Source organism: Ideonella benzenivorans, from assembly GCF_020387415.1.
Lineage (GTDB): Bacteria > Pseudomonadota > Gammaproteobacteria > Burkholderiales > Burkholderiaceae_C > Ideonella > Ideonella benzenivorans.
Genome location: NZ_JAGWCB010000020.1, coordinates 192,164 through 204,365, shown reverse-complemented (window position 1 = coordinate 204,365; position 12,202 = coordinate 192,164). Strand labels below are relative to the sequence as shown.

Here is a 12,202-nt window from a genome sequence, read left to right as displayed (position 1 = left end):
TCGACAGGTTTCACCGCGGCAGCGTGCGCGCGCACGGCAGCGGCCTACGGTCGCGCACATGGGGACGTTCTCCCCGGTTTCAAGAGCCGGCCGGCACCGTGGCGCACCAGCGGCCCTGGGCCTGTGCCGCGCGGCCCTCGTCCTCCAGCTTGCGCAGGTGGGCCCACAGCGAACGCTCGGCCACCGCATGGCGGGCCGTGGGCACGTCGCCGTACACCTGGGGCAGCAATGCGGCCAGCGCCACCGGCGCGGGTTGGGCCTGCAGCGCCTGCAGCACCTTGGCCTCGCGGCCCAGGCGGTGCGCCACCAGCCGGGCCAGTTCGCGCTGCGGCTGGGCCATCAGAAAGCCGTGCCCCGGCGCCAGCCATTGCAGCGGCAGCGTCTGCAGGTGCTGCAGCGAGGCCAGGTAGGCGGCCATGTCGCCATCGGGTGGGTTGATCACCACCGTCGAGCCCTGCATCACATGGTCCCCGGTGAACAGCAGGGCCTCCTCCTCCAGCCACCAGCAGATGTGGTTGGCCGCGTGGCCGGGCGTGTGCACCGCGCGCAGCGTGGTGTCCGGCCCCAGGAGCCAGCGCTGCCCCGGGTGGGGCGGCTCGTCGGGCGCGAAGGCGGTGTCCTGCCATTCCGGATGGGCCGCCGGCAGACCGACCACGCGGGCCCCGGTCAGGGCCTGCAACCGGCGCACCGCGGGCGAATGGTCCTTGTGCGTGTGGGTCACCAGGATGTGCGCGATGCGGCGTGGCCCGGCGGCGGCCAGCACGGCCTGCAGGTGGCGTTCCGTGTGCGCGTCGTCCGGGCCGGGGTCCAAGACCGCCAGCGCATCGCTGCCGGGCGCCCCGATCAGGTAGGTGTTGGTGCCGGGCCCGGTCATCATCGAGCCGTTGGCGCAGGTGATGCGCTGCACCCGCGCGGACAGGGTCACCGCCCGTTCCGGTGCCAGCGTGATCCAGACATCGCCGCGGCCCTCGGCGTCCAGGCGCCCGATCTCGGCCCAGGCCGGCTCCTGCGGCAGCACCGGCCGGGTGCCCTGTTCGTCCCGGCCCAGGCGGGGAAACTGGCGCTCCACGGTGGGACGCTGTCGCGCCGCCACCAGCGCCTCGGCGACGCTGGCATGGGCCGACAGCTCCTGCAGCAGGCGACGGGTGACCGGCAGCATGCGCAGCTGTGCCGCCAGGGCCTCGGCCGGCGTCAGCCAGGCCAGCTCCAACGCCTCGCCCGCATCGACCACGGCCTCCTGGCCCTGCGGCGCCCGGGCCAGGAAGAAGCGGGTGTCGAAACGCGGCTTCATGCCCAGCGGGGTCAGCCAGTGGGCCTGGTAGGCCAGTTCATCCCCGGCCAGCCGCAGGTCCAGCCGGCGCACCAGGGCGGCAAAGGCGGCGCCGTCGCCCAGCTGGGCGCGTTCGGCCCGGGCCTGTGCCAGCGCTGGCGACCGGCCATGGGCCAGCAGCAGCCCCACCTCCTCGAAGCACTCGCGCACGGCGGCGATCGCATAGTCCAGCCCCCCCGTGCTCAGCTGCATCCGGTCGCTCAGGGCGGCATCGTCCGGCCCGTCGATCCGGTCCCGCAGCGCGGGATCGGCCGGGTCCAGCACCCCGCCGGGGAACACCCAGACGCCACTGCGCATGTCGCCGTCGCGCACGGCCCGCCGCAGCAGCAGCACCTGGGGCCCGGCCGGCGCGTCCCGCATCACGATCACGCTGGCCGCCCGCCGTGTGCCGGCCAGCACCGGGTCGTCGAGCAAAGGCCCGCCGGGCAGCGGCAGGGCGGCGGCGGTGGCGGGGGCATTCATCCGGTGTCTCCTGGGTTCTTTTTGTGGCAAGGCTGACAAGCCCGGTCACAGTCTAAGGAGTTTGGCCGGTGGCGGCAGTCGGGGATGACTGACCTGGGCCGCGCGCTACAGTGGCACGATGTCCGCCGACGATTCCCCTGCCGCCTGGCTGCGCATCGAGCCTCTGGGCCGCACCGTGCCGGTGGCCCTGGGACAGAGCCTGCTGGAAGCCGCTGATGCCGCAGGCATTCGGCTGCCGCGCTCCTGCCGCAATGGCACCTGCCGGACCTGCCGCTGCACGCTGCGCAGCGGCCAGGTGCACTACCGCATCGACTGGCCCGGCCTGAGCGCCGAGGAACGCGCCGAGGGCGAGGTGCTGCCCTGCGTGGCCGAGCCGCTGGAGGATGTGGTGCTCGTGGTCCCGGGCGCCCGCCTGGCCTGAGCCGGGCCGACCCGGATCCGATCGGCTCACGGGCTGTCGCCGTCCTGTCAGATTCAGGTCCGATCCTTGCTTGGGGTGCGCAAGAACCCGGTGCATCTTCGATGCCCCCACGCCGTCTGCCCACCCTCAGGAGGACACGATGCCTGGATTGCCGAGCTTCACCCGCTGCAGCCTGCGCTGGCTGCTGTGCGCTGGCCTCAGCCTGAGCGCCTGGAGTGCCCAGGCCGCGGACGGTGCGCTGGCGATGCACCGGCTCGGTGCCTCGGAGAACGCGGGGGCCCAGCTGCACGGCCCGGCGCTCTACCTCAAGGGCGATGGCCCGCCGGAAGCGGCCTCGTTCGCCGCCTTCCTGCATCAACTCTCCGATGACCGGCTTGATGTGGTGGTGCTGGGCGCCAGCTACCCGAACTGGGAAGGGGAATGCCGCACGATCGCCGCCCTGGACCAGGTCAACTCCTGCACCACCATCGTGATCCGCGACCCGCAGGAGGCCTCAGACCCCGCGGTGCTGGACACCATCCGCCATGCCGAGGTGGTCTATTTCCGCGGCGGCGACCAGTGCAACTTCATGCAATGGCGCGACAGCCCCCTGCCGGCGGCGGTGCGCCAGGTGGTGCAGCGCGGCGGCGGCACCGGGGGTGGCAGCGCCGGTCTGGCCATCCAGGGCTCGCTAGCGGTCTATGACGGTTGCCAGGGCAGCGTCAGCTCGTCCACCGCGCTGGCCGAGCCTTACCAGGACAGCGTCAGCTTCAGCGAGCACATGTTCGACTGGAGCGCGCTGCACGACACGCTGACCGACAGCCACTTCGTCAAGCGCGACCGCATGGGCCGCCTGATGGCCTTCCTCTGCCGCCAGCTGGCCAGCGGCCGCACCGGCCAGGCCTGGGGCCTGGGCATCAACGAGGGCACGGCCGTGCTGATCGACCGCGACGGCCTGGGCACGGTCTATGGCGATACCGCCTACATGGTGCTGGCCGACCGCCCCGACGACGGCTGCCACAGCGACAGCGAGCCGGTCAGCTACGCCGGCTACAAGGTCTGGCGGCTGGACGCCGGGCAACGCTTCGACTTCGCGCAACGCCCGCGCAGCGGCTACTACCGCGTCGATGTGGACCAGGGGGCTTTCAGCAGCGACCCGTACGAGGCACCGGAGCGCGGCCACACCCTGGCCATGCGCACGCCGGACCGGCGCGGCGGCTTCTGAGCCTCTGCGCCGGGGGAGCGCCTCAGGCGCCCAGTTCGTCGGCGCGGGTCTGGGCCGACGGGAAGTCCAGCGCGCCGGTGTAGATCGACCGGCCGCAGATCACCCCTTCGACGCCCTCGTGCTCCACGGCGCACAGGGCTTCGATGTCAGCGATGTTGGACAGGCCGCCCGAGGCGATGACCGGGATGGACAGGGCCTGGGCCAGCTTCACGGTGGCGTCGATGTTGATGCCAGTGAGCATGCCGTCGCGCCCGATGTCGGTGTAGATCACCGCTTCGACGCCGTAGTCCTCGAACTTGCGGGCCAGGTCCACCACCTCGTGGCCGGTCAGCTTGCTCCAGCCGTCGGTGGCGACCTTGCCGTCCTTGGCATCCAGGCCGACGATGATGTGGCCGCCAAAGGCCGAGCAGGCATCGCGCAGGAAACCGGGGTTCTTCACCGCGGCGGTGCCGATGATCACGTAGCTCAGGCCGCCATCCAGGTAGCGCTCGATGGTGTCCAGATCGCGGATGCCACCGCCCAGTTGCACCGGAATCTTGTCGCCGACAGCTTTCAGGATGGCCTTGATGGCGCCTTCGTTCACCGGTTTGCCGGCAAACGCGCCATTGAGGTCCACCAAATGCAGACGGCGGGCGCCGGCCTCCAGCCAGCGTCGGGCCATCGCGGCCGGGTCTTCACCAAAGGTGGTGGAGGCGTTCATGTCGCCCTGTTGGAGGCGGACACATTGACCGTCTTTCAGGTCGATCGCAGGGATCAGCAGCATGGCTCGGTGAGCGCGAGTAGGGAATTTGTTGCAGAAACTGTGGGCCCAGGTGACCCGACAGGCGGAACGGAGAACGCCTCAGACGGGCAGGTCAGGGGTTCCAGTGCAGGAAATTGCGATACAGGGCCAGACCTTGGGCGGCACTCTTCTCGGGGTGGAACTGCGTGGCAAAAATATTATCCCGGGCTACCGCGCAGGTAAAGCGGCTGCCATATTCGGTTTCACCCGCAGTGTGGGCAATTTGGTCGGGGCAGGTGTAGTAGCTGTGCACGAAATAGAACCAGGCCCCGTCGGGCACCTCACCCCAGACCGGATGCCGCACGCCCTCCGGCGCCGCCTGCCAGACCTGGTTCCAGCCCATCTGCGGCACCTTGTAGCGGCTGCCATCGGGCTGGTGCTGGCCTTCCAGGCGGAAACGCCGCACGCGGCCCGGGATCAGGCCCAGGCCCGGCGTGTCCTGTTCTTCGGAGTGGTCCAGCAGCATCTGCATGCCCACACACACGCCCATCAGCGGCTTGCTGGCGGCAGCTTCCAGCACCGCGTCCTGCAGGCCGGAATCGCGCAGTTCGCGCATGCAGTCGCGCATGGCGCCCTGGCCGGGCAGCACCACCCGCTCGGCGGCCCGCACTTCGTCCGGCCGGGCGGTGACGATCACGTCCAGCCCGCTGTCGGCAGCCACATGCATCACAGCCTGCGACACGCTGCGCAGATTGCCCATGCCGTAATCGACGACGGCGACGGTTCGGCGGCTCATCTCAAAGACATCCCTTGGTCGACGGAATCACCCCCGCGGAGCGCGGGTCTGGCGTCAGTGCCATGCGCAGTGCGCGGCCGAAGGCCTTGAAGATCGTCTCGCACTGGTGGTGGGCATTGTGGCCCTTGAGGTTGTCGATGTGCAGCGTCACGCCCGCATGGTTGACAAAGCCCTGGAAGAACTCGAACACCAGCTGCGTGTCCAGCGCGCCGATCATGCCGGCGGTGAAGTTCACATCCATCGCCAGGCCCGGGCGGCCGGAGAAGTCGACCACCACGCGCGAGAGCGCCTCGTCCAGCGGCACATAGCTGTGACCGTAGCGGGTGATGCCCTTCTTGTCGCCCACGGCCTGCGCCACCGCCTGGCCCAGCGTGATGCCCACGTCCTCCACTGTGTGGTGGCCATCGATGTGCAGATCGCCCTCGGCGGTGATCTCCAGGTCGATCAGGCCATGGCGGGCGATCTGGTCGAGCATGTGGTCGAAGAAGCCAATGCCGGTGGCCAACTTGGACTGGCCCGTGCCATCCAGGTTGAGCGAGACGCTGATCTTCGTCTCCTGGGTGTGGCGGGAAACCTGGGCGGTGCGCATGGGGTCGTCCTCCGGGGGAAATCGAGGGGTCAGGCCAGGATGGCGTCCAGCGCCGCGAGCAGCGCATCGGTCTGCGCCTCGGTGCCCACGCTGATGCGCAGGAAGGGCGCGACACGCGCGGGCTGGCGAAAGTGCCGCACCAGCACCTTGTGCTCGCGCAAGCCGGCCGCCAGCGCGGCGCCGTCGCTGCCGGGGCGCTGGGCAAACACGAAGTTGGCGGCCGAGGGCAGCACCTGGAAGCCACGCGCCCGCAGGCCGGCCACCATGCGCTCACGGGTGGCGATGACCTTGCGGCAGGTGGCCTCGAACCAGGCCTCGTCCTCGATCGCGGCCACCGCGCCGGCCAGGGCCAGGCGGTCCAGCGGGTAGGAGTTGAAGCTGTCCTTGACGCGGGTCAGCGCCTCGATCAGCTCGGGGTGGCCCATCGCATAGCCCACGCGCAGGCCGGCCAGCGCGCGCGACTTGGACAGGGTGTGGATCACCAGCAGCTGCGGGAACTCGGCGATCAGGCCCACCGCTGATTCACCGCCGAAGTCCACATAGGCCTCGTCCACCACGACCACCGAATCCGGGTTGCCCTGCAGCAGGCGGCGGATTTCAGCCAGCGGCAGCGGCATGCCGGTGGGGGCGTTGGGGTTGGCGAAGATGATGCCGCCATTGCCACCCAGTTCACGGCCTGCCTGCAGGTAGTCGTCCACCCGCAGCGAGAAATCCTCGGCCAGCGGGATGGCGCGCGTAGCGATGCCGTAGAGCTTGGCGTAGACCGGGTAGAAGCTGTAGCTGATGTCCGGGTACAGCAGCGGGGCGTCGTGCTTGAGCAGCCCCAGGAACACATGCGCCAGCACCTCGTCGGAGCCGTTGCCGACGAAGACCTGGTCGGTGGTCAGACCATGGCGGCGGGCGATGGCGGCCTTCAGCGCGCTGGCCTGCGGGTCCGGGTACAGGCGCAGGGACTCGCTGTTCTGCCCGGCGATGGCGGCCAGCACCTTCTCGCTGGGGCCGTAGGGGCACTCGTTGGTGTTGAGCTTGACCAGCCCGTCGATCTTCGGTTGCTCGCCCGGCACGTAAGGGGTCAGCGTGCGGACGATCTCACTCCAGTAGCGGCTCATCGTCGGATCCTTTTCAACCACGGTTCTTCAGGCGCAGCTCGGCGGCCCGGGCGTGGCCCTGCAGACCTTCGCCATAGGCCAGTTCGGCGGCGATGGGGCCGAGGATCTGGGCGCCCTCGGCGCTGACCTCGATCAGGCTGGAGCGCTTCTGGAAATCGTAGGTGCCCAGCGGCGACGAGAAACGCGCGGTGCCCGAGGTGGGCAGCACGTGGTTGGGACCGGCGCAGTAGTCGCCCAGGCTCTCGCTGGTGTAGGCGCCCAGGAAGATGGCGCCGGCGTGCTTGAGCAGCGGCTCCCAGCGGTTCGGCTCGGCGCTGGAGACCTCCAGGTGCTCCGGCGCAATGCGGTTGGCGATGGCGCAGGCCTCGTCCATCGAACGGGTCTGGATCAGCGCGCCGCGGCCTTCCAGGCTGGCGCGGATCACCGCCTGGCGCGGCATGGTGGGCAGCAGGCGTTCGATCTCGGCGCGCACCTGGGCCAGGTAGGCGGCGTCCGGGCACAGCAGGATGCTCTGCGCCAGCTCGTCGTGCTCGGCCTGGCTGAACAGGTCCATCGCCACCCACTCGGGCGGTGTCGTGCCGTCGGCCAGCACCAGGATCTCGCTGGGGCCGGCGATCATGTCGATGCCGACCTGGCCGAAGACGCGGCGCTTGGCGCTGGCCACGTAGGCATTGCCCGGGCCGGTGATCTTGTCCACCGCCGGCACGGTGGCGGTGCCGTAGGCCAGCGCGGCCACGGCCTGGGCGCCGCCGATGGTGAAGGCGCGGGTCACACCGGCCACATAGGCGGCGGCCAACACCAGCGCGTTCTTCTCGCCCTTGGGGGTGGGCACGACCATGATGATCTCGCCCACGCCGGCCACATGGGCCGGGAGGGCGTTCATCAGCACGCTGGAGGGGTAGGCGGCCTTGCCGCCGGGCACGTAGATGCCCACGCGGTCCAGCGGCGTGACCTTCTGGCCCAGCAGCGTGCCGTCCTCGTCGCGGTAGCTCCAGCTCTGGCCGCTGGCGGCCAGCTGGCGCTCGTGGTAGCTGCGCACGCGGGCCGCGGCGGCTTCCAGCGCACGGCGCTGGGCCGGGGTGATGGCGTCGAAGGCCGCCTTCAGTTCTTCGCGGGTCAGCTCCAGCGCGGCCACGCTGTCGGCGCTCAGGCCATCGAAGCGAGCGGTGTAGTCCAGCACCGCGGCATCGCCCCGGGCCTGCACATCGGCCAGGATGTCGGCCACCCGCTGCTCGATGGCCGCGTCGGTGTCCGCGGACCAGTGTCGCAGCCGGGCGAATTCCGTTTCGAAGTCGGCGGCGGTGGTGGCGAGCTGGCGCAGATTCAGGGCAGACATGGCAACAGTCCGGGTGGGTGACAAAGGGTCAGGGCTGGATGGCCGAGGCGAAGGCGTCGATCATCGGGCGCAGCTGCGCCCGCTTGAGCTTGAGGGCGGCCTGGTTGACGACCAGACGGGAGGAGATGTCCATGATGTGCTCCACCTCGACCAGGTTGTTGGCCTTCAGGGTCTTGCCGGTGGAGACCAGGTCCACGATGGCATCGGCCAGGCCGGTCAGCGGGGCCAGCTCCATCGAGCCGTAGAGCTTGATCAGGTCCACGTGCATGCCCTTGTCGGCAAAGTGCTGCCGGGCCACGTGGGTGTACTTGGTGGCCACGCGCAGGCGCGAGCCCTGGTGCACGGCCGCGGCGTAATCGAAGTCGGCCCGCACCGCCACGCTCATGCGGCACTTGGCGATGTTCAGGTCCAGCGGCTGGTACAGGCCCACGCCGCCGTGCTCCAGCAACACGTCCTTGCCGGCCACGCCCATGTCGGCGCCGCCGTACTGCACGTAGGTGGGCACGTCGGTGGCGCGCACCAGCACCACCCGCACATCGGGCTGGTTGGTCGGCAGGATGAGCTTGCGGCTCTTCTCCGGGTCTTCCGTGACGGTGATGCCCGCGGCCGCCAGCAGCGGCAGCGTCTCTTCGAAAATGCGTCCCTTGGACAGGGCCAGGGTGATCATGCGCCGATCCTTTCGCTGACGCGCTCGATGTCCGCACCGATCGCGCGCAGCTTGTCTTCCATGCGGTCGTAGCCGCGGTCCAGGTGGTAGATGCGGTCCACCAGGGTGGTGCCTTCGGCCACCAGACCGGCGATGACCAAGCTGGCCGAAGCGCGCAGGTCGGTGGCCATCACGGTGGCGCCGGAGAGGTGGTCCACCCCGGTCACCATCGCGGTGTGCCCGTCCACGACGATCTTCGCGCCCAGGCGGATCAGCTCGTTGACGTGCATGAAGCGGTTCTCGAAGATGGTCTCGGCAATGCGGGCCGCGCCCTCGGCCACACAGTTCACCGCCATGAACTGGGCCTGCATATCGGTGGGGAAACCGGGGTACTCGGTGGTGCGGAAGCTGACCGCCTGGGGGCGGGCCGTGGCCTGCACGCGGATCCAGTCCTCGCCGGAGGTGATGGTCACACCCGCCTCGCGCAGCTTGTCGATCACCGCGTCCAGGTGGCCGGCACGCGCATCGCGCAGCACCACGTCGCCGCCGGTGGCCGCCACCGCGCACAGGAAGGTGCCAGCCTCAATGCGGTCGGGCACGATGCGGTGGCCGCCCTCGGGCGCGTTCAGGCGCTCGACACCCCAGATGCGGATGCGGTGCGTGCCCTGCCCTTCGATCTGGGCGCCCATCTTGATGAGCATCTCGGCCAGGTCGGGAATCTCGGGTTCGCGCGCAGCGTTCTCCAGGATGGTCTCCCCGTCGGCCAGGGCCGCGGCCATCATCAGGTTCTCGGTGCCGGTCACGGTGACCATGTCGGTCGTGATGCGGGCGCCGCGCAGGCGCCGCATGCCGGCCTCGCTCTGCGGCGCCAGGGCCTGGATGTAGCCGTGCTGCACGCTGATCTCGGCGCCCATGGCCTGCAGACCCTTGATGTGCTGGTCCACCGGCCGCGAACCGATCGCGCAGCCGCCGGGCAGCGAGACCTTGGCCGCGCCGAAGCGCGCCAGCAACGGCCCCAGCACCAGGATGGAGGCGCGCATGGTCTTGACCAGCTCGTAGGGCGCCTCGGTCGAGTGCACGGTGCTGGTGTCGATGTGCACCACGTCCGGCCGCTCGGCATCCCGCTCGGCGCTGGCACCCAGGTGCCGCAGCACCTTCAGCGTGGTGGACACGTCCTGCAGCTTGGGGACGTTGCTCAGCGTGACCGGCTGCGCGGTCAGCAGCGCGGCGCACAACTCGGGCAGGGCCGCGTTCTTGGCGCCGGAGATGGTCACCTCGCCTTGCAGGGGATGGCCGCCGCGGATGAGAAGTCTGTCCATGATGGGTCGGGGGGCTGGTCAGAGGGAGGCCGCCCGCGCCCTGGAGGATGGGAAGGGAGCCATCGCGACCGCGACGTCACCCAGCCCCCACGGCACGGACCGCGGGGAGGGTCAATGGCGGTGTTCGGCCGGCGCCTGCAGTGCGGCGGCGGGACCCTGGGCGGCCCATTCGGCCGGGGTCAGGGTCTTCATCGAGAGCGCGTGGATCTCTTCGCGCATGCGTTCGCCCAGCGCGGCGTACACCCGCTGGTGGCGACGCACACGCGGCAGGCCGTCGAACTCGGGCGAGACGATGGTGGCGTAGAAGTGCTGGCCGTCGCCCTGCACGTCCAGGTGATCGCAGCCGAGGCCGGCGGCAATGTACGCGTGGAGCTGGGCGGGGGTCGGATTGGCCATGATGCGCCGATTATCGCCGATAAGCCCCGGCCACCGTCACCCCGGGCTCAATTCCGGATCTTGTAGCCGGACTTCAGCAGCCGCAGCGTCAGTGCCGACACCGCCAGAAAGGCCAGCCCCACCACCGCCAGGCTGTGCCACGGCGACACGTCGCTGACCCCGAAGAAGCCATACCGGAAGCCGTCGATCATGTAGAAGAAGGGGTTGAAATGGCTGGCCGCCTGCCAGAACGGCGGCAACGTGGCCACCGAGTAGAACACCCCGGCCAGCATCGTCATGGGCATGACCAGGAAGTTCTGGAAGGCCGCCATCTGGTCGAACTTCTCGGCCCACAGACCGGCGATCAGGCCCAGCGCCCCCATCAGCCCGGCCCCCAGCAGCGCGAAGGCCAGCACCCACAGCGGCTGCGCCAGCCCGGGCGGGCCGAACCAGACGGTGACCGCCAGCACGCCCAGCCCCACCACCAGGCCGCGCACGATGGCCGCCCCCACATAGGCCAGAAACCAGGCCCAGTGCGACAGCGGCGTGACCAGCAGGAACACCAGGTTGCCGGTGATCTTGCTCTGAATCAGGCTGGACGAGGTGTTGGCAAACGCGTTCTGCAGCACGCTCATCATCACCAGGCCCGGGATCAGGAAGGCGGTGTAGCCGATCTGGCCGTAGACCTTGACGTGGTCTTCCAGCACATGGCCGAAGATCAGCAGGTACAGCACCGCGGTCAGCACCGGCGCACCCACGGTCTGGAAGCTGACCTTCCAGAAGCGCAGCACCTCCTTGTAGAACAGCGTGCCGGCGCCCGCCAGCGGGCCCAGGTCGGCCTGCGGCACCGCTGCGGTCCTGTTCTTTTCCTGCGGCCCGTTCATGCCACCCCCTCCACCGCTGGTGCAGGCACCGGCGGCACCGGCGAGGGCGCCCCCTGCATGATGGCCAGAAAGACGTCCTCCAGATCGGCCCGGCCGATCTCCAGGTCCTCCACCCGCACCCCGGCCGCCCGCAGCCGGGCCAGCATGCTCTCGACCTCGGCCGCATCGCGCGCAGCGATCTGGGCGATCCGCCCGGTCACGCGGGCACGGCCGGCCAGGTCCGGCGGCAGCACATCGTCGGTCTTGAAGCGCAGCATGCTGCCGGCCGCCGCCCGCAACAGGTTGCTGGTGCGGTCCAGCGCCACCACCTGGCCGCGCTTGAGCATCGCGATGCGGCCGCACAGCGCTTCGGCCTCTTCCAGGTAGTGGGTGGTCAGCAGCACCGTGTGGCCCTGCTGGTTCAGGCGCGCGACGAACTGCCACAGCGTCTGGCGCAACTCCACGTCCACCCCGGCGGTGGGCTCGTCCAGCACGATGACCGGCGGCCGATGCACCAGGGCCTGGGCCACCAGCACACGGCGCTTCATACCCCCCGAGAGCTGGCGCATGTTGGCGTCGGCCTTGTCCGACAGGCCCAGGCCGGCCAGCACCTCGTCGATCCAATCGTCGTTGTGGCGCACGCCGAAGTAGCCGCTCTGGATGCGCAGCGTCTCGCGCACCGAGAAGAACGGGTCGAACACCAGCTCCTGCGGCACGATGCCCAGGGCATGACGCGCTCGGGCGAAGTCCGTCACCACATCGTGGCCCATCACCGTGACGCGGCCTTCGGTGGCCCGGGCCAGGCCGGCCAGGATGCTGATCAGCGTGGTTTTGCCGGCCCCGTTGGGGCCCAGCAGGCCGAAGAACTCGCCCTCGGCAATGTCGAAGCAGACGCCGTCCAGGGCCCGGAACGGGCCTTGCGACCCCTGGAACACCTTGGTGACACCCTGGAAGGAAACAGCTGGCATGGCGCGGGATTCTAGGGAGAGTGCCAAGGGCCTACGACCCGTCCGGGTGCTAGATTGGTCCGG

The 12,202-nt window shown here is 69.9% G+C and carries 13 protein-coding genes; 2 read left to right on the top strand and 11 right to left on the bottom strand.

All coding sequences use genetic code 11. The features are described 5' to 3' along the window. Positions 1-79: 79 nt before the first annotated feature. A complete protein-coding gene (locus KGA65_RS19750; protein WP_225864839.1) occupies positions 80-1,792 on the bottom strand; it encodes an MBL fold metallo-hydrolase in 1,713 nt (570 codons plus the stop codon). Positions 1,793-1,910: 118 nt separating this feature from the next. Between KGA65_RS19750 and KGA65_RS19745 the strand changes: the two genes are divergently transcribed. Further along, positions 1,911-2,213, top strand: a complete 303-nt coding sequence (locus KGA65_RS19745) for a 2Fe-2S iron-sulfur cluster-binding protein (RefSeq protein WP_225864838.1) — start codon at positions 1,911-1,913, stop codon at positions 2,211-2,213. 139 nt (positions 2,214-2,352) lie between these two features. After that, entirely contained in the window at positions 2,353-3,417 is a 1,065-nt protein-coding gene (locus tag KGA65_RS19740) for a cyanophycinase (RefSeq protein WP_225864837.1), read from the top strand. A 22-nt stretch (positions 3,418-3,439) separates the two neighbouring features. Here KGA65_RS19740 and hisA read toward each other — a convergent pair whose 3' ends face one another. From hisA to KGA65_RS19690, 10 genes are all read right to left on the bottom strand, one after another. Further along, positions 3,440-4,180: a 1-(5-phosphoribosyl)-5-[(5-phosphoribosylamino)methylideneamino]imidazole-4-carboxamide isomerase gene (gene hisA / locus KGA65_RS19735; RefSeq protein ID WP_225864836.1), complete on the bottom strand. Its 741-nt coding sequence runs from the start codon at positions 4,178-4,180 to the stop codon at positions 3,440-3,442. A gap of 91 nt (positions 4,181-4,271) precedes the next feature. Then, a complete protein-coding gene (hisH, locus tag KGA65_RS19730; RefSeq protein WP_225864835.1) occupies positions 4,272-4,934 on the bottom strand; it encodes an imidazole glycerol phosphate synthase subunit HisH in 663 nt (220 codons plus the stop codon). 1 nt (position 4,935) lies between these two features. Beyond that, positions 4,936-5,523, bottom strand: coding sequence for an imidazoleglycerol-phosphate dehydratase HisB (gene hisB, locus KGA65_RS19725; RefSeq protein ID WP_225864834.1), 588 nt, complete (start codon positions 5,521-5,523; stop codon positions 4,936-4,938). A 29-nt stretch (positions 5,524-5,552) separates the two neighbouring features. Then, positions 5,553-6,632, bottom strand: a complete 1,080-nt coding sequence (gene hisC, locus KGA65_RS19720; RefSeq protein WP_225864833.1) for a histidinol-phosphate transaminase — start codon at positions 6,630-6,632, stop codon at positions 5,553-5,555. A gap of 13 nt (positions 6,633-6,645) precedes the next feature. Beyond that, entirely contained in the window at positions 6,646-7,968 is a 1,323-nt protein-coding gene (hisD, locus tag KGA65_RS19715) for a histidinol dehydrogenase (protein ID WP_225864832.1), read from the bottom strand. A 28-nt stretch (positions 7,969-7,996) separates the two neighbouring features. After that, the gene (hisG, locus tag KGA65_RS19710) at positions 7,997-8,635 is read right to left on the bottom strand and encodes an ATP phosphoribosyltransferase (RefSeq protein WP_225864831.1); all 639 of its coding nucleotides are present in this window, start codon (positions 8,633-8,635) and stop codon (positions 7,997-7,999) included. Further along, the gene (gene murA / locus KGA65_RS19705) at positions 8,632-9,933 is read right to left on the bottom strand and encodes a UDP-N-acetylglucosamine 1-carboxyvinyltransferase (RefSeq protein ID WP_225864830.1); all 1,302 of its coding nucleotides are present in this window, start codon (positions 9,931-9,933) and stop codon (positions 8,632-8,634) included. The genes hisG and murA overlap by 4 nt, the downstream gene beginning before the upstream one ends. Positions 9,934-10,044: 111 nt before the next feature. Further along, positions 10,045-10,329, bottom strand: coding sequence for a BolA family protein (locus KGA65_RS19700; RefSeq protein ID WP_225864829.1), 285 nt, complete (start codon positions 10,327-10,329; stop codon positions 10,045-10,047). A 47-nt stretch (positions 10,330-10,376) separates the two neighbouring features. Beyond that, positions 10,377-11,132: an ABC transporter permease gene (locus tag KGA65_RS19695; RefSeq protein ID WP_225865009.1), complete on the bottom strand. Its 756-nt coding sequence runs from the start codon at positions 11,130-11,132 to the stop codon at positions 10,377-10,379. Between the two features lie 56 nt (positions 11,133-11,188). Then, the gene (locus KGA65_RS19690; protein WP_225864828.1) at positions 11,189-12,139 is read right to left on the bottom strand and encodes an ABC transporter ATP-binding protein; all 951 of its coding nucleotides are present in this window, start codon (positions 12,137-12,139) and stop codon (positions 11,189-11,191) included. Between the last annotated feature and the right edge of the window lie 63 nt (positions 12,140-12,202).